At 33.8% G+C, this 21,892-nt stretch carries 18 protein-coding genes; 6 read left to right on the plus strand and 12 right to left on the minus strand.

Features of this window, described 5'->3' with window-relative positions; translation table 11 throughout:
• Nucleotides 1-38 precede the first annotated feature (38 nt).
• The 12 genes from BXU10_RS18220 to BXU10_RS18275 form a co-directional block, all read right to left on the minus strand.
• Nucleotides 39-653 (minus strand): hypothetical protein, encoded by a 615-nt coding sequence (locus BXU10_RS18220; RefSeq protein ID WP_078228976.1) that lies wholly within the window; start codon nucleotides 651-653, stop codon nucleotides 39-41.
• Entirely contained in the window at nucleotides 643-1,146 is a 504-nt protein-coding gene (locus tag BXU10_RS18225; protein WP_078228977.1) for an RNA polymerase sigma factor, read from the minus strand. Before BXU10_RS18225 ends, BXU10_RS18220 begins: the two co-directional genes overlap by 11 nt.
• Nucleotides 1,147-1,153: 7 nt before the next feature.
• Entirely contained in the window at nucleotides 1,154-2,017 is an 864-nt protein-coding gene (locus tag BXU10_RS18230) for a TraB/GumN family protein (RefSeq protein WP_078228978.1), read from the minus strand.
• A 435-nt stretch (nucleotides 2,018-2,452) separates the two neighbouring features.
• Nucleotides 2,453-3,589, minus strand: a complete 1,137-nt coding sequence (locus BXU10_RS18235; RefSeq protein ID WP_078228979.1) for a pyridoxal phosphate-dependent aminotransferase family protein — start codon at nucleotides 3,587-3,589, stop codon at nucleotides 2,453-2,455.
• A 23-nt stretch (nucleotides 3,590-3,612) separates the two neighbouring features.
• Nucleotides 3,613-4,149, minus strand: coding sequence for a hypothetical protein (locus tag BXU10_RS18240; protein WP_078228980.1), 537 nt, complete (start codon nucleotides 4,147-4,149; stop codon nucleotides 3,613-3,615).
• Between the two features lie 60 nt (nucleotides 4,150-4,209).
• Nucleotides 4,210-4,491 carry a F0F1 ATP synthase subunit epsilon gene (locus tag BXU10_RS18245; RefSeq protein ID WP_078228981.1) on the minus strand — a complete coding sequence of 94 codons (282 nt, stop codon included), beginning with the start codon at nucleotides 4,489-4,491 and terminating at the stop codon, nucleotides 4,210-4,212.
• 77 nt (nucleotides 4,492-4,568) lie between these two features.
• Nucleotides 4,569-6,080, minus strand: a complete 1,512-nt coding sequence (gene atpD, locus BXU10_RS18250) for a F0F1 ATP synthase subunit beta (RefSeq protein ID WP_041520300.1) — start codon at nucleotides 6,078-6,080, stop codon at nucleotides 4,569-4,571.
• Between the two features lie 234 nt (nucleotides 6,081-6,314).
• On the minus strand, nucleotides 6,315-7,880 hold the full coding sequence (locus BXU10_RS18255) for an SGNH/GDSL hydrolase family protein (RefSeq protein ID WP_078228982.1): 1,566 nt from the start codon (nucleotides 7,878-7,880) through the stop codon (nucleotides 6,315-6,317).
• A gap of 89 nt (nucleotides 7,881-7,969) precedes the next feature.
• Nucleotides 7,970-10,792, minus strand: a complete 2,823-nt coding sequence (locus BXU10_RS18260) for a carboxypeptidase-like regulatory domain-containing protein (RefSeq protein WP_078228983.1) — start codon at nucleotides 10,790-10,792, stop codon at nucleotides 7,970-7,972.
• 298 nt (nucleotides 10,793-11,090) lie between these two features.
• The gene (gene glmS / locus BXU10_RS18265; RefSeq protein WP_078228984.1) at nucleotides 11,091-12,941 is read right to left on the minus strand and encodes a glutamine--fructose-6-phosphate transaminase (isomerizing); all 1,851 of its coding nucleotides are present in this window, start codon (nucleotides 12,939-12,941) and stop codon (nucleotides 11,091-11,093) included.
• A gap of 10 nt (nucleotides 12,942-12,951) precedes the next feature.
• Nucleotides 12,952-14,700 (minus strand): DUF4270 domain-containing protein, encoded by a 1,749-nt coding sequence (locus BXU10_RS18270; RefSeq protein WP_078228985.1) that lies wholly within the window; start codon nucleotides 14,698-14,700, stop codon nucleotides 12,952-12,954.
• Between the two features lie 21 nt (nucleotides 14,701-14,721).
• Nucleotides 14,722-15,528, minus strand: coding sequence for a glycogen/starch synthase (locus BXU10_RS18275; RefSeq protein ID WP_078228986.1), 807 nt, complete (start codon nucleotides 15,526-15,528; stop codon nucleotides 14,722-14,724).
• Between the two features lie 107 nt (nucleotides 15,529-15,635).
• Between BXU10_RS18275 and panC the strand changes: the two genes are divergently transcribed.
• The 6 genes from panC to BXU10_RS18305 all read left to right on the plus strand — a co-directional run bounded on the left by panC (nucleotide 15,636) and on the right by BXU10_RS18305 (nucleotide 21,857).
• Complete coding sequence (panC, locus tag BXU10_RS18280) at nucleotides 15,636-16,484, plus strand: pantoate--beta-alanine ligase (protein ID WP_078228987.1); 849 nt, start codon at nucleotides 15,636-15,638, stop codon at nucleotides 16,482-16,484.
• A gap of 14 nt (nucleotides 16,485-16,498) precedes the next feature.
• The gene (gene panD, locus BXU10_RS18285; protein WP_031456621.1) at nucleotides 16,499-16,849 is read left to right on the plus strand and encodes an aspartate 1-decarboxylase; all 351 of its coding nucleotides are present in this window, start codon (nucleotides 16,499-16,501) and stop codon (nucleotides 16,847-16,849) included.
• A gap of 163 nt (nucleotides 16,850-17,012) precedes the next feature.
• The gene (locus BXU10_RS18290; protein WP_078228988.1) at nucleotides 17,013-18,167 is read left to right on the plus strand and encodes an alpha/beta hydrolase; all 1,155 of its coding nucleotides are present in this window, start codon (nucleotides 17,013-17,015) and stop codon (nucleotides 18,165-18,167) included.
• Nucleotides 18,167-19,528: a DNA repair protein RadA gene (gene radA, locus BXU10_RS18295; protein WP_078228989.1), complete on the plus strand. Its 1,362-nt coding sequence runs from the start codon at nucleotides 18,167-18,169 to the stop codon at nucleotides 19,526-19,528. The genes BXU10_RS18290 and radA overlap by 1 nt, the downstream gene beginning before the upstream one ends.
• A gap of 18 nt (nucleotides 19,529-19,546) precedes the next feature.
• Complete coding sequence (locus BXU10_RS18300; protein ID WP_078228990.1) at nucleotides 19,547-21,511, plus strand: transglycosylase domain-containing protein; 1,965 nt, start codon at nucleotides 19,547-19,549, stop codon at nucleotides 21,509-21,511.
• Between the two features lie 22 nt (nucleotides 21,512-21,533).
• Complete coding sequence (locus BXU10_RS18305) at nucleotides 21,534-21,857, plus strand: hypothetical protein (protein ID WP_078228991.1); 324 nt, start codon at nucleotides 21,534-21,536, stop codon at nucleotides 21,855-21,857.
• Nucleotides 21,858-21,892 lie beyond the last annotated feature (35 nt).

The following is a 21,892-nucleotide window of genomic DNA, read 5'->3' on the forward strand; positions in this document are numbered from 1 at the left end:
AATAAAAATAAAGCCCATCATTACGATAGGCCTGTGTTTTATTCTTCTTTTAATTCATCTATTACTTTTCTTATTTCTTTTGCATATTTACCATAAAAACGATGTACCCACCATTCTAAAGCCAGTCCCATGCATATAATGGAAAAAAATACAAGTACTATAAAACCTATTAACTGCGAATTACTGATTTGATTTATTTGAAAATCGGATGATTTTGTCAGTACATAATATTGAAATCCAATTAAACCTAACACAACAAAAGGAGTTAATGCAAAACCAAATGTTTTGTATAGTTCCATGTTTAATTTTATATCAAAATAAGTTTCATATAAACTGTCTTTTGTTTTAAGTGTAATGTTGTTTAGCCTTTTGTGAAAAAAGTAAAGTTTAGCAAGATAATAAACACATACAGCAGTAAACATGCTGAATATTAAGTAAAAAAACATAGAAATTCTATCTGGGAATTGGTAAAAAATAGGAGCAAATCCGATTATAATGATGGAAATGATTTGGTAATAAAACTCATTTTTAAGGTTTTTTCTAATTTTGTCCAAAGGTGTATTTGCCGATTGTATTTTTTCTAAGTTATCCGGAAGAACGACATTTTCTGTCTTTTCGTTATTCCATGCGTTTTGTATGTCGTTAAGATCCATAACCTTGATTTTTTATAATTTCTTTTAATTTTTCTTTTGCTCTGTTTAATTTTACTCTGGCATTTCCTTCAGAAATTCCGAGGTTTTCACCTATTTCTTTATGAGAGAATCCTTCTAATTGATAGAAAATAATTGCTTTGTCAATTTTTTCGAGTTTCTGAACTGCTTTGTAAAAATGATCTAATTGACTTTCTTTTATATGAGAATCTCCCTCATCATCTTTGATATTTTCTGAAGCAATTTCATATTTGTCTACTTTTCGTTTTTCCTTTCTAAGGAAGACAATCGCCGTATTTACAGCTACCCGATACATCCAGGTCGAAAATTGACTTTCATTTCGAAAAGTATCATATGATTTCCAAAGTTGACAAACAATCTCCTGAAGCAAATCCTGCTGATCGTCATGATTGTCCATGTACATCTTGGAAACTTTGTACAGAATTCCTTTGTGATTTTCTATCCGGGTTAAAAATTCTTTCTCTTTTTCTTTCAAAATAATGCTATTTCAATACAGGTTTAACGGTATATCCCGCTTTTCTTAATAAATTGATTATTCCTAAATCTCCAGCCAAATGCGCTGATCCTACAGCGATAAATGTACTTTCATTTTTGATTAGCTCAGGGATTGTTTTTAGCCAATTTTGATTTCTGTTGTCCAGAATCGTTTTTTTGGTTTCTTCGCTTATTATTTTTTTATCAGTAGTAATATCATATAAGGCAGTTATGTTTTCCTCTTTGTATTGTGCAACTAATTTATCGGTTTCTTCCTTGTTTAATTCTTCCAGCATTTTAATCATTTCCGTATCAGAATAGGCATTCTCAAACATATTCATTTGCTCTTTTACTGTTTCTAATCCGGCAATCTTAAGTTTTCGTTGTTTAGCTGTTTCAATAAAACTCATTTCGTAAAATTTCAGGTCATTACAACCAAAACTTTTCATACTTATTAAACTCATTACGGTAAATAAACTAAAACTATCAACTTGCTGAATGCTCATTCCGGCTTTTTTCTGCAGAATATTATCTAATTTTAATAAGTCTTGCGCATTTAGTGTTTTGCTAAGCGGTTGTTTACCTATTGCCATTTGCTGCAAATCTGTCATTTGTTTTGGATCAGATAGGTCGATTTCCAAAATTAATTTACTCGAAGATTCAAAGGCTTTTTTTGCTTTTTCAGAAAGAAAATAATCTGTTGAGCAAATCATATGGATAGTGCCGTATAAATAGGAAGGATTTGATAATCCGTTTCCTGAAACTTCCCATAAAAGTGAATTTTCTAATTTTGGAGATTTTGTCTGTGCGTGAGTTGCAGTACTAAAAATAATTGTGATTGCTATTACTGCTGATTTGATTAAATTTTTCATGATGTTGATTGATTAAAGTTAGGATTAATTGATGATTGAAACTCCTTTTTGTTATTTACCCGCTTTCTTTTTCTGTGAGGAAGATATATAATTTAGGAATAAAAATCCTATGATAAACAATAGCAGAAGGCTAAGAAGTTTTATGAAAAAATGAGTTATGATACCAATTGCAAGTCCTATTGAAGCAAACAGGATACAATTTAAAATATTTTCTTTTAATGAAGTAAATTGTGATTTCATAATTGTTTTGATTTATTTGATTACGACTCGTAAGTAATCGAATGTTCAAAACGTTACAAAAGTTTTTAATTTTTTTTAAAAGTGACTAATAATGGATTATGGATGTCTTTTTAAATTTCACAGAGATACAAAGTAAAACGCAGATACTCACGAAATTATTCTTTGTTGAGCTTTTTAAGGTTTTGAGGAATGAAACTAAAACACTAGATCCCTTAATAATTCTAAAATCTGATTGATTTCTTTTTCTGAATTATAGCTGTGAATACAAAAGCGAAGGCGTTCCTGGCCTTCCGGAACAGTTGGAGAAAGTATTGCTTTTACATCAAATCCTTTATCCTGTAGTTGCTGTGCTATACGCTTTACATTTTCATTACCTGGAACAATAGCAGATTGAATAGCCGATTTACTTCGTACAAAAATTGGTTTTAAACCTAATAAATTTTTCTGCTGATTAAAGCATATGATATTATGACGTAGGTTTTCAATCTTTTTCTTCTCGAATTCTAAATGTTGATAAGCCACCAGAATGGTTGCAACAGAATGCGGAGATAAGCCTGTTGTATAAATAAAACTTCGGGCGAAGTTTACAAGATATTCCTTAAGTTCATTACTTCCTAAAACCACTGCACCGTGACATCCTAATCCTTTTCCAAAAGTTATGATTCGGACAAAAATTCTATTATGTAAATTCAAATATTGTGATAAGCCTTCTCCTTTTTCGCCAAAAACGCCAAGAGTGTGTGCTTCGTCAAGAACCAAATAGCAATTATGCTTTTCTGAAAGTTCAACTAATTCTTCCAGATTTGGGCTGTCACCATCCATAGAAAAAACAGTTTCAGTAACTATATAAATATTGGTATTGGGAAATTTTAGGATAAGTCGCTCTAAATCTTCAAAATCGTTATGGTTAAATTTATATGATTTGGCATTTGACATTGATATACCGTCTCGAATAGACGCATGACTTAATTCATCATACAAAATAACGTCGTTTCGTTGCGGTACAGCGCTAAAGAAACCAACATTGGCATCGTAGCCTGAATTGAAAATTAAAGCCGATTCTGCTTCGTGGAATTCAGCAATAAAAGATTCTGTAATTTGATAGAGGGAATAATTGCCGGAAATTAAGCGGGAACCTGTTGCGCCATTTTGAATAATCCCATTTTCGATTAAATAATCATGAGTCAATTTAAAAATACTTTCAGATTTAGAAAATCCAATATAATCGTTTGAAGAGAAATCCACAAGATTACTAAAACTTGGTAATTGTCTTAACGAATTATTGTGTTTCCGTTTTTCAAGTTTCTGAATAAGATTTTCGGGTATTTTCATAAAACAAAGTTATGAAATAATAGCTAAATAGAATTTGAGTTCTCCTTCTCAATCCATTTAAAGTTTCCTCTTTCAGTTGCATCCAATAAATCAATTTTTAATTTGGTTGAAAGGTCCAAAGAAAATTGATAGGCACGCTCTTTAGTTTCAAATTCATACATCTCAAAATGGCGGTTTTTTACATACCATAGATTAGTTCCAAAACATGTATTGTTTACTTTAAAAAATGAAACGTATTCGAATTCTGTTACTTTAGACTCTGTCTTATATGAAAAAGGGCCGACAACATATCTTGTTATAATTAAATTCTTACGAAAATCAATTTGTAAATTTCTTACTTGAGAAAACTTCAATCCTGCAACAAAAGACATTACACCAATTAGTGCTAAGATACGCATACTGGTAATAAATGTTAAAAGGGAATGGATTTTGTAATTTATAAATATTACAAAAATTACTACAGCTATGGTAACACTAAAAAATACTGCTGCTATAACTAATTCATACCAACTCCTTTTTGCTTCAAAAACTGAAACGATTGATTCTTCTTTATTATTCATATTCAAAAATGAAAAAAGCCAAACATCTCTGCTTGGCTTCTTTGTTAATTGAAAATTATTTTAGTCAACTAAAATAATTACTTTATTGTCTTTCATTTCGATAGTGCCTGACGTAATTTCTAATATGTAAGTCTGGTCATTTACTTTCGTGAATTTATTCGCTACATCTTTAGAAAAATTGAAACTTTTAGCTGCAATTTTAATAGTTCCTTTCTCTAAGATAGAAACAATAGGAGCGTGATTATTCAAAATTTGAAAGCTTCCATCAACCCCAGGCAATGTAATCGATGTTACTTCTCCTGAAAATAATTTTGCTTCTGGTGATACTATTTCTAAAATCATATTTTTTTAGTTAATAGTTGGTCGTTGATGGTTGATTGTTGTTTTCTAACAACTGACAACTAACAACTAACAACCAATTACGCTTCAGCTAACATTTTTTCTCCAGCTTCGATCGCATCCTGAATAGAACCTTTCAAGTTGAAAGCTGCTTCTGGAAGGTGATCTAATTCACCGTCGATAATCATGTTGAAACCTTTGATAGTATCTTTAATATCTACTAATACACCTGGGATACCTGTAAACTGCTCCGCTACGTGGAATGGCTGAGACAAGAAACGTTGTACACGACGTGCTCTTGATACAGAAAGTTTATCTTCTTCAGATAACTCTTCCATACCTAAGATCGCGATGATATCCTGAAGTTGTTTGTATTTTTGAAGAATCTCTTTTACTCTTTGTGCACAGTCATAGTGCTCATTTCCTAAAATTTGTGGAGTTAAGATTCTTGAAGTAGAATCTAACGGGTCAACAGCTGGATAAATACCTAACTCAGCAATTTTACGAGACAATACCGTTGTTGCATCTAAGTGAGCAAATGTTGTAGCCGGAGCCGGGTCAGTTAAGTCATCCGCAGGAACGTAAACCGCTTGTACAGATGTAATAGATCCTTTGTTTGTAGATGTAATACGCTCTTGCATAGCTCCCATCTCTGTTGCCAAAGTTGGCTGGTATCCTACTGCAGAAGGCATACGGCCTAAAAGCGCTGATACCTCAGAACCTGCTTGTGTAAAACGGAAGATGTTATCAACGAAAAACAATACGTCTTTACCCTGATCAGTTCCTGCTCCATCACGGAAATACTCAGCGATAGATAATCCTGAAAGTGCAACACGTGCACGAGCTCCAGGTGGCTCATTCATTTGTCCGAAAACGAAAGTAGCTTTAGACTCTCTCATTCCTGGCATATCTACTTTAGATAAATCCCATCCTCCATTTTCCATAGAGTGCATGAAATCATCACCATATTTTATAATTCCTGACTCAAGCATCTCACGAAGCAAGTCATTTCCTTCACGTGTTCTTTCACCTACTCCTGCGAATACTGAAAGTCCACCGTGACCTTTTGCAATATTGTTGATCAATTCCTGAATCAATACTGTTTTACCAACACCTGCACCTCCAAACAATCCAATTTTCCCCCCTTTTGCGTAAGGCTCAATCAAATCGATTACTTTAATACCTGTGAATAAAACTTCAGATGAAGTTGATAAATCTTCGAATCTTGGAGCTGGTCTATGTATAGATAATCCATTATCGCCATCTTTTGGTAAGTTTCCTAAACCATCGATAGCATCACCAATTACGTTAAACAAACGCCCGTAAACATCTGCTCCAACTGGCATTTTGATTGGATTTCCAGTACCAACCACTTCATAACCTCTGCTCAAACCGTCAGTTGAGTCCATCGAAATGGTACGCACCGTGTTTTCACCAATGTGAGATTGTACTTCAAGAACTAACAATGTTCCGTCTTTTTTTGTGATTTCTAATGAATCATAAATTTTTGGAAGTTCAACATCCTTACCGTTGAAAACTACGTCAACTACTGGTCCAATGATTTGAGCAACTTTTCCTATTACTTTTGACATTACTTATGTGTTTATTAAATAGCTATTTAGGTTTATCGAAAATACCTCTTTTTTCAGAGCGCAAAGATAAATTTTTAATATATAAAATCAATATTTTTTTTAATAAAAAATACTTAGTTTTTGTTATAATTCATAAAACTGATTCTTCAAATACCTAAATTATATAAAATTTGGTATAAATAAAAAAAACCACTGCGTTATAAACGAGCGGCTTTCTACTAAAAAAAATTGGCTTTATTGTAAGCTGCCGGGATATTGAATTGGATATGTAGCCAAGTCAACATGACGCAATGTTGAACCGTATTTTACATTAATTGCATCTATAAATATGTTTGCAATGAGTGCGTAACCTCTTGGACTTGGATGTACACCATCAAGTGAAAAAGCACCTCCTGTTGCATAAGCTGAAGTTATTGTGAAATTTCCAAAACGGATACCTCCACTAGATAGTTTAGTCATTACATCTTTAGTATCTACAAAAGCTAATCCTTTTGACTCTGCAGCGGCGGCTATTATTGTGTTATAGGCATCCGTGGCCGTTCTAATTTCTTCAATTTCAGTCGGAATCAATACATGTTTGTCCTGTAGCGGGAATGATATTCCAAATGCATTTAACGGATAGGCAGGGGCAATTCCAATACCAGAATCTACAGCATTTGGTGCAGCACCAATAGCAGCCCTTGTCGTTAACAGTAATAAATCTGTAGCTTTAGCTTGTCTGGCCTGACCAAATACTGCGCCATAAAAAGCCGCAGTCTGTGCTCCTAGTGTTGGAGTAAATATAGTGGCTAGTTGAGCAGCCAGATTAGGTAATGTTTCGTCTTTCATTAATACTGGGCTAGTAGATGTTTCTGATAACAAATTAATTCTGTCTCCCGCGCCAAGAGCTGTTAAAGCTTGTTTAAGCGGTCCATATAATTGTGTATTAAGCAATTTGATAGTTGCCAAACCAACTGCTTCATTATCTTTTCCAATTGATTTTGCAGTAAGGGGATTATAAGGGACAGTTGTAAAATGAGGCAACGTTGTAATGTATGGTAAATTTGCAACCACACCTTTTGCGCCATTAGCAGTCAGGGTATTAACAAGTGTATTGTATGCAAAATTAAATGTTGCTGTTGGAGTTATATCATCTCCTAAGGCAGCATCCTGAGAAGTTGGTACGCCTCCATTTGTTGCATAACCCAAAACATCATTGCCACCTATAAATAAAGAAAAGAATGTAGGTGACTGAGCCATAGCGTCAGCAAGAATAGTTGTAGTAGGCGAAGAAGAAAAACGAGCAAAATATGGATTTGCTGTAGCCGGAGTTGCAAAAACACCTGCAAGATTACCATATCCTGGAGCTAGTAAATGAAAACTTTTTGCCCCCGGAATTCCTAAATTGCTAAAAGATCCTGTTAAACGTGCGGTTATCGATGTACTGGATACGCCCGGGACATTTACAGGACTTCTTGTAACAGGATCGAAGATAAATCTGGTTGGGAATTTAGCTACCTGAACTCCTCCAGAAGAGAATCCCCCAATATTATCCAGCATAAAAGGAGTCGTAAAATCGCCTCCTCCAGCTGCCGAAAATTGCTGAGATAATATATTCGTATATGAATTACTCTGGCCTTTTGCAAACAATGCACCATCGCTATATCCCGCAGCAAAGGAATCTCCAAGTGCGACATATTTTGTAAACACTGCTGAACCCGGTGTTACAGGAACTTCTTCTGTAGTGTTATTGTTCTCGTCATTATTACACGCCATCATGGTTAAAGAAACCAACAACAGCCATTTTATATTTTTTTTCATGTTATAACTTTTAAAATTATTAGCTCTTTGTTCTTTTTTTTAAAAACAACTGAGAGAAGACAAATAGTTGATCAAATAATTATTTCTAATTAAGGATTAATTGTCCAGGAAGCAAACACCATCTTTCCAATCATACCAGCACCAACTACCTGAAGATAATCTTTTCCAAAAAGGTTTGTTCCTCCAACCTTTATAACAGATTTTAATTTTGGAATACCATAATTAATCTGAGCGTCAAGAACTGTATTTTCAGGAATCATACCGTCTCCAAAAGATGATTGCCACAGATATTCAGTATTCCATCTTACATTAAGATTAAAGCCTAAATTTTTAGTCACTTTGGCATTTCCAAACGAACCTTTAATTCTGTGTTTAGGTGTGTTAAATCCGGCAACAAAACTTGGATCTTCTGATTGGTCAAAATCAAACTGAGCATAATTATAATTAACTCCTAATTCAAAATCTTTATAGACTTTTTTGGATAAACCTACTCCAAAACCTAAAGATGTAATTTGTGCTGTAGTGTTTGTATAAACCTGATACACTCTTCTGTCTCCAAATGTTAATGCCTGATGACTTAACAGAACTTCTGAAGGGGGAGTGGTACCTGATACTGTTGTTCCTACTGTTCCATAATAAGGCGAAATTACTCGGGAAGTATTCATGAAATCATTATAAATATTGTAGTATCCATTAATATCTATTGACAAATCATTTTGAACAACTGTACGATATCCGGCTTCAACAGCTTGTACTTGTTCCGGTTTGACCAATTGAACATTGGCTACTTTAAGATCTGTTGCATTTCCTGAAGCAGCAAATGCCTGAACAGATGCTAATGTATACGCATTCTCGTATGCATTACGACCGGACATTGTAAGAGTTGCAGGCTGTACGGCATTAGTTTGGCCTGAAGCACTTACATTTACTGTTTCCTGAAAACGATCTAAGTTTTCGGCTGCGGAACCTATTAATGCAAATGGTCCTAAATCTAAACCAATATATTGATCTTGTGTAGTAGGATTACGGAAACCTGTTTGGTACGAAACTCTAAAATTATGTCTTTTAGATTTACCGGCAGAATATACAAATGATACTCTTGGAGAAAGATTGCCGTCAAAGTTTTGACTTTTATCGTAACGTAAAGATCCTGTAAACTTTAACCTGTCGTCTAACCATTTTTTTTGCAATTGTGCGTAAGCGCCATATTCTTTATATTCAATTGGACCATCATAATCTGTGAAGATTGTTCCTTCAGAATCCATAACATATTTTCTCCAGGAACCACCGACCTGAATTTCAGCGAATTTGATTAAATCTTTGAAATTATAATTGACATCTGAATGATATAATTTTGAATGATCAATAAATTTAGCTCCTTGAGTAAGATCAGGATTGCTGGTTACTGTTGCAAGTGCATTGATGAATTGTGTAGATCCGGGTTCAAATCTTGCAGATCTTGGAGCGCTTGGATTCGCCGGATCTGTATTTGGGACTAATGGTAGACCAGGTGAAACATTATAATCAGCAAAATTTCTTGCATAAACAGCAGCGTCATTGGCATTAAGACCAAGTGCCGCAGAAGATAACTGAAAAGCTGTTCCGTAATCTGTAAACCAGTTTTTATCTGATTTAGCCATTCTGTTTATATTCCAGCCAGCAAATCTCATGTCATATGAGTCTCCGGCATCTTCACTCGTAAAATAAACTCTTGCAAAAAAGTTTTTACCTTTTACCTCAAATTTACCTTGCTGCATTAGGAAATTTTTCAAAGCATATCTATTCGCACCTTGGTAAATAGTGTTTCCTGTACCTATCTTATATTGCAATATAATTTCAGTATCGTCTGCCCAGGGTTTAAAATGCATGCCGAAATCTGCTTTCATACTTTTAACCTTATTATCAGTTAAATCTTGTTCACGATATCCAGTTCTGCTTACTTGTCCAACATTCGGAATAGAAGTTGTAACTTCATCTCCATAAATATTCAAACCATCATAATTTTGATTCATTGCGTGTCCTATTGAGCCACCTGTCATGCTTCTCGTATCGGCAGCAATCCATTCTGATGCTTCCATATACGTGAAGTTTGCTTTCATTGCAAAATGTTTGGTAAATGCTTTCGCTGCTCTTATCCCAAAATCATTATAGTCGTTTGTCCCTGCAGCTTTCTGACTAGTCTGTCCGTATTTATAGTAAACACTAATTCCTTCATTTGTAAATGGGCTTTTACTATTCATAAACATGATTCCGTTAAAGGCGTTTGCTCCATAAAGTGCAGATGATGCGCCTGGCAAAAGTTCAACACTCGCCACATCGATATCAGAAATACCAATTAAATTTCCTAATACAAAATTTAAAGCGGGTGAAGAATTATCCATTCCATCTACTAATTGCATAAAACGGGTATTTGCAACAGTTGCAAAACCTCTTGTGTTTACAGATTTAAAAGAAATACTGCTTGTGTTAAAATTTACTTCTTTTAAGTTTTCTAAACCATCATAAAAGGTTGCGGCGGTTGTATTTTTGATTTCTTGTATTCCCATTCTTTCAATAGTAACAGGAGATTCGATGACTCTTTCCGGAGTTCTTGATGCCGAAACAACTATTTCATCCAATTTGGTTTCTTCATCTTTTAAAATCACATCTGCTTTTTGATTCAACGAAGTAATGTTGATTGTTTTAGATTCAAAACCAACTGCCGATATTTTGATTGTAAAGGGAGGTTTTGATGGAGTATTTAACTTAAATGTACCGTCAAAATCGGTAGAAGTTCCACTTGAGCTTCCAACAACGGTAATATTAGCTCCTGGAATTGATTGTTTGTTGGTATCTGTAACAGTACCACTAATTGTATTCTGCGAAAAAGATAATCCGCTGATAAACAACATTATTAGTAAATATGCTCTCATTGGTTAGTTATTTGTTAGTTTATATAGCCAAAATACGAATAATTTTAATATTAATAAAAAAATGTTAAAAAAAATTAATATTTATCATAATATTGATAGTTATTTTAACTATTTGATATGGTCATTTATTAAATTTAAATCAAGAAACTAACTCGAATAAAACAAAATAGTATGCATACATAATAATTTTAAGAAAAAAAATGCATTTATCTTAAAAATTCAAGGAAGGATAAAAAAATTGTCAATAAAAAAAGCGAGATGTAAATCTCGCTTTAATATTTGTTTGCTTTATTAAAAATTACTCTACGGTAACTGACTTGGCAAGGTTACGGGGCTGATCAACATTGCATCCTCTCATAACAGCAATGTGATACGATAAAAGTTGTAAAGGGATTGTCGTAATTAACGGTGATAATGCATCAGAAGTTTCTGGAATTTCAATTACATAATCTGCTAATTCACGAACCTGAGTGTCGCCTTTAGTAACTACGGCAATGATTTTGCCGCTTCTGGATTTGATTTCCTGAATGTTGCTTACAATTTTATCATAATGACCTTGTTTAGGCGCAATTACAATAACTGGCATTTGTTCATCTATTAAAGCAATTGGTCCGTGTTTCATTTCTGCTGCGGGATATCCTTCAGCATGAATATAGGATATCTCTTTAAGTTTCAATGCTCCTTCAAGGGCGACTGGAAAATTATAGCCACGTCCTAAATACAAACAGTTTGGTGCATCTTTAAAAGCTGCTGCAATTTCTTTAGCTCTTTCGTTAGTTTCTAATGCTTCAGCTACTTTTTCAGGAATAATTTCTAATTCTTGTAAATAAGTATGGAAATCGGTATTTGATAAAGTTCCTTTGGCTTTTCCTAATCTTAAGGCAATCATAGTTAAAACTGTGATTTGAGTAGTAAAGGCTTTAGTTGAAGCGACTCCAATTTCAGGTCCGGCATGTGTGTAAGCTCCTGCATGGCTCTCTCTGGAAATTGAGGATCCCACAACATTACAAACACCAAATACAAAAGCGCCATTTTCTTTTGCTAATTTAATAGCTGCCATTGTATCTGCAGTTTCTCCCGATTGAGAAATAGCAATGACAACGTCATTTTTATTGATAATTGGATTTCTGTATCTAAATTCAGAAGCGTATTCTACTTCTACCGGAATACGGGAGAATTCTTCAAAGATATATTCTGCAACTAAACCTGCATGCCATGAAGTTCCACATGCTACAATAAGGATACGATTTGCATTTAAGAATTTCTCGATATTGTCTTCAACACCTGCTAATTGAACAATTCCTTTATTTGCATTAAGTCTGCCTCTGTAAGTGTCTTTAATTACGCTTGGCTGTTCGTATATTTCTTTTAGCATAAAATGATCGTATCCGCCTTTTTCAATTTGCTCCAAATTCATTTGAAGTTCCTGGATGTAAGGGTCTACTAAAGAATCATCTTTTATTTTTCTGATCTTAAGTGGTTTGTGTAATCTGATATTTGCCATTTCGCCATCTTCTAAATATACTGCATTTGCAGTATATTCTATAAATGGTGAAGCATCAGATGCAATAAAATATTCGCCTTCTCCAACACCAATTGCTAATGGGCTTCCAAGCCTGGCGGCAACAATCTCATCAGGATTTTTTTTATCAAAAACAGCGATAGCATATGCACCTACAACCTGATTCAGAGCAATTTGAACTGCTTTTCCTAATTTTATCTTTTCGTTTTTCTGAACCTCTTCAATTAAGTTAACCAAAACTTCGGTATCTGTATCAGAGTGAAATATATAACCTCTTTTTTTTAATTCTTCTTTTAAAGGAGCGTAATTTTCGATTATTCCATTATGGATAATGGCCAATTCTCCTGAATTAGACAAATGGGGGTGTGAATTTACATCATTAGGAACTCCATGAGTTGCCCAGCGTGTATGACCAATTCCGATAGTTCCGTTGGTTGTGAAATCTGCTTTTGCTTTTTCCTCAAGATCTGAAACTTTTCCTTTTGTTTTACAAAGTTTGATATCTGATTCCTGGTCGTATAACATTACACCAGCACTATCATATCCTCTGTATTCGAGGCGCTTTAATCCTTTGATGACAATAGGATAAGCCTCTCTGTGACCTATATATCCAACAATTCCACACATATGTTATTTTTTAATTTGGTTTCGTGTAGTAAATTTTAAGTTTTACTCTTTTGGCATCATCCTCAGGAAGATTGCTTCCGTACAATACTGTCCCTAAAGGGCTCATTACTGATGCTGTCGGAATTTCTGAAATAGTACTTGGCACCGTTTTATCTAACTTACTTGATGCAGTTATATCTATACTTTCAGTAACTACTAAGCCTAATTTTACGTTAGTAACATCAGTATTTTTAATCAAATTTCGAATATGGTTTGTAATTCTTATTTTGTAGGTACCTATCTTAGTTGTTGGATCTATATTAAGCAAGCCATTAAAAACGGTCCTGCTTTTTTTAGCGTCACCATTGAGGCTTGTGCTACGATCTGCAGAATAATCTGAAAGGATAGTATTGTTTGTTAAATCATATAGATAGATTCTGCCTGGCTGTCTTGCTGCTGTTGTTGGGTCGGTTCCAATTAGACTTGCCATTTTTTGCGAATCAATAGTAAATACTAAATTAGCTTCATTAGCCAGCCATCTTTTAGAGGTAACATTGTTTCTAATTTCGTCTAATTCATCATATACGCCATTTGGAGTTGTTTCCCAAGTTCCATCGTCTTTGTATCTTCCTAAGTCAGTTTTGTCAAAAAGTTCAATAACTGCCATTGATCCCTGACCTCCTTTTAAATATAATTTCTCGTCTGGAGTAACATCGTTTGTAGCAGCACTTGTGTAATAATCATCTGATGTGGGACTGCTGCTTTCTTCTTTTAAAAGACTTACGGTATTACCGGTTAAATTTATAACCAGTGTTTTTGATTCCATTACAGTTTCTGCATCAGTGGTAATAGCTGTTTTTGCTTTGTAAAAAATATTGATTTTTCCCTCACTAAACTTCATCATAGCCATTGTGCCTGAAATTGGTTTTCCTTCTGTATTTATTGCAGTAGTTTTTTCTACTTTAAAATACAGCCCTCTAAAATAATTTTTAAAAACATCATCAGAAGCTAATTTACTGGCAGGTGCATCAAATATTTTGGCTTTAAAAAAGTCTTTATTTAGATGCAGGCGCATTTCAGGTTTAATTCTTTTAATAACTTCAGCAGCAGTTTCAGTTTTTGGAGTTGTTTCTTTTATCTCTTTTGAGTTAAAAAAGAATTCATCATTTTCTGAAGCATCATTTGAAACACTACCATCTTTCTCTATTTTAGTGGTTCTATCATTTAATCTCACTCCTAAAGCCTGAGCTTTAGCTTGAAAATCGTCATTTCTGTCAGTATTGTAAAATTTACTGATATCATAACTATTGGCATTATAATTATTTAAATAAATACCTGATTCGTAAACGCTTAATTTTATTAATCCGGATTTAGGACCATAAATAGAGTCTAAAATGTAAGCAGTACTTCCGGTAGTTGATGTTTGTTCAGGATCAAGATGATGAAAATAAGGAACATTTAAAGTTACACTATCAATAACAGCTCCTTCTCCTAATGTAGGGCCATATGATGCTAATGCAACCTGAGTATTAAAATTGGCTGTAGTTAATCCAAAAACAGGATTATCATAAATACCTAATGCATTTATGGGTAAGTTATTGGATGCTGTTGGAGTTACTTTTTGATTATAAGCTGTAACATTATAGTCTTCCGCTTCCAGTTCAAAATTACTGTCACCAATTATATCATCACCTATGGAATTAAATTCTTTATCGCAAGAATAAAATAGAGCAACTGTTGCTATTAATAGAATTTTCTTAAAAAAAGAAGTGTTATGCATGTTTAATAATAATGTTAAAATTTAAAGTCCCATTGTTCTGTAGAAATTTGTATACGCTTCTGCGAATGCATCTTTCGTGGCGAAAGGTAAAAAAGGTTTTCCTGAAGATTCTATAAATTTTGTTAAACTTGGAGATACGTTTTCAGAAGCAATGATAACTGCATCAGAATGTAAAATGCTTGCTTTTAGGATATTTTCGTAGTTTGGAGTTTCTAAATCTGCAACGGATTCGTGTGGTACCCCGTCAAATTTTACCTTATTAATCATTTCCAGATCCAGATTTTCATCAAAGGATTGTCCGTAAACTGAAGTTACAATTTTAGTTTCAGAAAATAAAGCTTCATTTTTATAATAATGTTTCATATATATGGGCAGCATAGCAGCCAGCCAGCCATGTACGTGAATGATATCCGGGACCCAGTTTAATTTTTTTACTGTTTCAACCACACCTTTTGCAAAGAATATTGCTCTTTCATCATTGTCAGGGTACAAAACACCTTCTTCATCAGCAAAAGTTGCTTTTCTTTTAAAATATTCATCGTTATCAATAAAATAAACCTGAATCCTTTCTTTTGGGATTGAAGCTACTTTGATAATCAGTGGCATGTCTAAGTCATTCACTACCAAATTCATCCCTGAAAGCCTGATTACTTCGTGTAATTGATGTCTTCTTTCGTTAATGTTTCCATATCTTGGCATGAAAATTCTTATTTGTCCGCCCTGATCATTAATCATTTTAGGTACGTCATAAGACATTAATGAAACCTCATTTTCAGCCAAATAAGGCACGACTTCAGATGATACATATAATATCCTCTTATCTTTCATAATAGTATTTTACTTAATTTTTGGTAATAAAAACGTTGCAAAATTACAAAAATTTATGCAGTTTATAACTAATATATTATGTTTGCACAAATTTTAATAATACCGCCATGCATATCTTCTACGGCAAAGTAGCCCTGATAGCTTATTTAAAAACTATCAAATCCACAAATTCTACTTTAGGATTTGTACCAACTATGGGCGCTTTGCACCAAGGGCATTTGGCTTTAATGCAACGTTCTCTTAAAGAAAACAATGATACTGTTGTAAGTATTTTTGTAAATCCTACACAATTTAACAATCTTGAAGATCTTGAAAAATATCCCCGTACGCTTGAAGAAGATGTAAAAAAAATGCGTGGGTTAAGTGATAAAATTATTTTATACGCGCCTTCTGTAGATGATATTTATGAAGGAAATACAATGTCACAATCCTTTGATTTTGATGGCTTAGAAAATCAGATGGAAGGGAAATTCAGACCAGGACATTTTAACGGTGTGGGAACTATCGTTAAACGTCTGTTTGAAATTGTTTCGCCAACGAATGCTTATTTCGGCGAGAAAGATTTTCAGCAATTGCAGATTGTAAAAAAAATGGTTGAAAAACATAATTTGTCTGTCAATGTAGTAGGCTGCCCTATTTTTAGAGAAGAAAACCAATTGGCCATGAGTTCTCGTAATGAAAGATTAACTCCGGCAGAACGAAAAGAAGCAGCTATTATTTATAAAACTTTAACTGAAGCAAAAGAAGTATTCAAAGTAAAAAGCCCTCAGGAAACAATTGAATTTGTCGAGAATTCTTTTAGAAACAATGAAAGATTTGAACTGGAATATTTTGTAATTGCTGACGAATCGACATTATTACCTGTCGAAGATAAAATTAAAGATAAAAATTACCGCGCATTTATAGCGGTATTTGTTAATTCTATAAGACTGATTGACACCATTTCATTAAATTAATTTACCTTTGCAACATGCAAATTCAAGTTATAAAATCAAAAATTCATCGTGTTAAAGTAACCGGCGCCGATTTAAATTATATTGGCAGTATTACTATCGATGAAACTTTACTGGATGCCTCAAATATTATTGAAGGTGAAAAAGTATCTATTGTAAACATTAATAATGGAGAACGTTTTGAAACTTATGCTATAAAAGGCGAGAGAAACTCAGGTGAAATTACACTGAATGGCCCTGCTGCCAGAAAAGTTCAAAAAGACGATATCATCATTATTATTTCATACGCAACCCTGGAATTTGAAGAAGCAAAAACCTTCAAACCATGGATTGTTTTTCCGAATGAAAATGACAATTCGCTAACCTAAAACCTTTTCGTTTTACTATTTTTTTATTTGTCAAATTTATTTTGAACAAAGCAGATTTCTTTTGTCTTAAATTTCTTTTCTTTTTAAAATCACAGTTTACAAAAAAAGCAAATAAAGTATTATATTGCCACCTTATTTTAATACTTTTTAATTATCCCAAATCATGAAAAAAGTTCACTTATTTTTTATTTTAATCTCTATTTCTGCTTTTTCACAAAAAACATTCGATAATATTAAATCGGAAAAACTGGGTACAGAGAGAAGAATAACTATAGGACTTCCTGCCTCCTATGAAACAAGTCCTTCAAAAAAATACCCTGTTTTATATTTACTGGACGGAGATTATTTATTCGATCCTTTTTTGGGAGCAATAAATTACGGAGTTTATTGGGATGATTTACCGGAAATGATTGTTATCGGGATTCATCAGAATCATGATGGAGAACGCTTTGATGATTCTACTATAGACCAAAATGTAGGGGTACCATTTGAAAAAGGGGCAGAGTTTTATGAATTTGTGGGAGGAGAATTACTTCCATATATTGAAAAAAAATACCGTACTGCACCTTTCAAAATTATTGCCGGTCATGATATAACGGCAAGTTATATAAACTTTTTTTTATACAAAGACAGACCGCTTTTTAACGGATATATTTGTTTAAGCCCTGAGCTTGCACCAAAAATGGAGGTTCGTATAGCAGAGAAATTTGCTCAGGTAAAAGAACCATTTTTTTATTATTTGTCAGCAGGCGAAGGAGATATAAAAAAGATAAAAGAGCCAATTGAAAAATTAGACAGCAATATTAAAGTTGCCAATAATCCGTTGGTAAGCTACAAATATGATTTGTTTAAAAATGCGACACACTATACAGAAGTTTTACATTCGATTCCAAGTGCCTTATATCATATTTTTGAAGTTTACAGGCCTATTAATTCTGCTGAATTTAAAGATAAAATTGCTGTACTGAAGTCGGGTTATGCGGATTATCTGGATAATAAGTACAATACAATGTCAGAAGTTTTAGGAGTTGATATTCCGGTTAGGATGAACGACTTTAAGGTTATTGAGAATCTTATTCTGAAAAACAATGCTTACGATGAATTAGGAAAAATGGCAGAAATTGCCAACGTTGATTACCCAAGGGCAATGTTGGGTGAATATGAATTAGGCTTGATGCATGAAAAAATGGGTGAACCAAAAAGAGCCTCAAAAAGATATCAAAATGCTTCGCAAATGGAGCCGATTGGCGAGTTGACCAGAGATATGATGTATCAGAAAATTGATGAAATGAATACGCTTGCAAAAAAAACAAAATAATGTCTAAAGTTAAAACTTCCTTCTTTTGTCAAAATTGCGGAACACAATATGCTAAATGGCAAGGACAGTGTAATGCTTGTAAAGAATGGAATACAATTGCAGAGGAAATTATTCAGAAGCAGGAAAAAGTAGCCTGGAAAAGTGAACCAACTTCGACCGGAAAAGCACCACGGCCTTTAAAAATCACCGAAATTGATTCGGCTCAGGAAATTCGAATGGATACTACTGACGGCGAATTGAACCGTGTTCTTGGAGGCGGAATCGTTCCTGGATCTTTAACGCTTTTAGGGGGTGAACCCGGAATTGGTAAAAGTACACTTTTGCTGCAGATTTCATTGAAATTGCCTTATAAAACCCTTTATGTTTCCGGTGAAGAAAGTCAGAAACAAATAAAGATGCGTGCCGAACGAATCACACCGGACAGCGATAATTGTTATATCCTCACGGAAACTAAAACACAAAATATTTTCAAACAGATTGAAGCGATTCAGCCTGAAATTGTCATTATTGACTCTATTCAGACTCTTCATACTGATTATATCGAATCTACGGCAGGAAGTATTTCCCAAATCAGGGAAACTACTGCCGAGCTGATCAAGTTTGCTAAAGAAACCAACATTCCGGTTATTCTGATCGGACATATCACCAAAGACGGAAATATAGCCGGGCCAAAAATTCTGGAGCATATGGTCGATACTGTTTTACAGTTTGAAGGCGATCGAAATCATGTTTACCGAATTTTACGTTCGTTAAAAAACCGTTTTGGCTCAACTGCCGAATTAGGAATTTACGAAATGCTCGGAAGCGGTTTGCGTGAAGTAAGCAACCCGTCTGAAATATTGATTTCGCATAAAGACGAAGAAATGTCCGGAACCGCAATTGCTACAACCATGGAAGGCATGCGTCCTTTGATGATTGAAATACAATCATTAGTAAGTACGGCTGTTTACGGAACTCCACAACGAAGTACAACTGGTTACAATGCTAAAAGACTGAATATGATTTTGGCTGTTCTTGAAAAAAGAGCCGGATTTCGTTTAGGAGCCAAAGACGTTTTTCTAAATGTTACCGGTGGAATTTCAGTAGATGATCCTGCAATTGATCTGGCTGTTGTGGCTGCAATTTTATCATCCAACGAAGATATTCCGGTTACAAAAGGTTTTTGTTTTGCGGGAGAAGTTGGCCTTTCCGGAGAAATTCGCCCTGTTAATCGTGTAGATCAGCGTATTCAGGAAGCTGAAAAATTAGGCTTCAATACTATCTTTGTATCCAAATACAACAAAATTGCCTTGAAAAATACAGGAATCAAAATTGAACTCGTAGCTAAAATTGAAGATGTGGCTAGTTTTCTGTTTGGTTAATTTTTATAAAACCTACTTATGCAATTTCCAAAACAAAAAATATTTAAAGCCTTAAAAATACTTACCGTAGTATTTATACTGCTCTGTATTGCCCTTTACTCTTTTCGTAATTCGCTTTTAAAACAAGCCATTGCGAAAGTAACTCATAAAATGGCGGTTGATTACAATAGCGATTTTTCGATAAAAGAAGCTTCTTTTGATGGTCTGTCAGGAGTTAAATTAACCGATATTGTTTTGGTTCCGAAAAATGCCGACACTCTTTTCAATATTAAAAAAATAGAAACTACTATCAGTCTGAGTAATCTGCTGATTGGTGATGTACAGCTTGGAACTTTAAAAATCAATGATGGCTACATCCAATTAGTTAAAAAAGGGAAAATCAGAAATTTTGATGCCTTTTTAAAAAAGAAGGATACTGAAGAAAAATCAGATGAAAAACGAAAATACGCAGACGTTGCTTATAACATCATTACAAAACTATTGAATTTGGTTCCGACTGATATGAAATTGGAAAATCTGAATTTCAAAATTGACGACAATGGAAAAAAAGCCACTATTGCTATTGATAAATTAGTTTTAAATAACAAACAGCTTACAACAAATCTACATGTACAAAGCAAAAATTTTGACCAACGCTGGAATATAAAAGGTTTTGCTGATCCAAGAAATAAAAAAGCTGACATTCGGTTTTTTAATCTGGATACCGGAGCAATCAAAGTTCCTTATTTAGACGAACGGTATAATTTAAAAGCAAGCTTTGATTCGATACGTTTAAATGTTGCTAATATTGATAAAGACGGAAGCGAATTGCATATTGATGGTTATACATCTATCGCCAATTTAAAAATTAATCATCCCAAAATTGCCAGTAAAGACGTCGTAATAAAAAATGCCCGATTTGATTATCGCTTTTTATTAGGCTCCGATTTTATTTCGATTGACAGTACTTCAACAATGCAGCTCAACAAAATAAAAGTAAAGCCGTATGTTTCATACAATACGGAATCGGATACGATTTATACCTTAAAAGTTGATATTCCAAAAATGAAAGCGCAGGATTTTATCGTTTCATTGCCTGATGGATTGTTCACGCATTTTCAGGGAATGGAAGCGACCGGAAACTTCGATTATAAACTGGATTTTAAATTCAATAAAAACAAACCAAATACTTTAGTTTTTGATAGTAAACTCAATAAAGAAAACCTGAGGATTACTAAATACGGAGAAGCAAACCTGAACAAACTAAATGGAGAGTTTGTGTATCGTGCCATTATTCAAAATGTTTTACAGCGTCCTGTATTGGTTGGAAGTGGGAATCTGAATTACACACCTTTGGATCAGATTTCGCCTTATTTGCAAAAATGTGTATTGACTACAGAAGATCCGTCTTTCTTTTCGCATCGCGGATTCATCAATGAAGCTTTCAAACAATCGATTCTTAAGAATATTAGAACGAAAAAATTCTCGCGCGGCGCCAGTACGATTAGCATGCAATTGATTAAAAATGTTTTCCTGACACGTGAGAAGACGCTTTCGCGAAAGCTGGAAGAAATTTTGTTGGTTTATATTTTAGAAAACAACCGAATTGTAAGCAAAGAAAGAATGCTGGAAGTGTATTTCAATATTATTGAATGGGGACCAAATGTTTACGGAATTGGAGAAGCAAGCCAGTTTTATTTCCAAAAAAGGCCTTCAGACCTAAGTGTAGATGAATGTTTGTATCTGGCAACGATTATTCCGAAGCCGAGAAAATTTATGTATCAGTTTAACGATCAGGGAAATCTGAAAGATTATGCCTTGCAAAATCAAAAATTCTTAAAGAGTTTAATGTTCCGTCGTGGTCTTTTGATTCCGGAAGATACGCTTGGGCAATTGCCGGTGTACATTTCAGGAAATGCGCGTTCATTGATCAAAATCAAAGTCCCGGATTCAATTGCGGCTCCAGTTGATTCTTTATCTATAAGTGATGAGTTTGATCTTTAATTTATTTCATAGGTTTAAATAAATGAAAAAAAAATTATTTCGTTTCACCCCATTACTCATTGTAATTGTAGGAGTTATTACACTTGTTCTTTACAATAATAAACTTAATCGAAAATTTGTAAACTTAGAGGTTGAAAGTGTTATTATAAAAAGAAATAATTGGCAATTAAGGACAACAGAATTTTATTTAGAAAATGGTTTGAGAATCGATTCAACTTATCTAAATAATTTTGATTTAAAAATTGGAGATTCCATATCAAAAAAATCAAATACAGGTGAATTCAAAGTTTATAGAAAGAACCAATTTGGCAAATATCAGTTTTTCGAAAATAATAAAGCAGAATAGTTTAAATTTCAATAAACTTTGGAAATTTCATATTT

The sequence above is a fragment of the Flavobacterium sp. LM4 genome (assembly GCF_002017935.1).
GTDB lineage: Bacteria > Bacteroidota > Bacteroidia > Flavobacteriales > Flavobacteriaceae > Flavobacterium > Flavobacterium chungangense.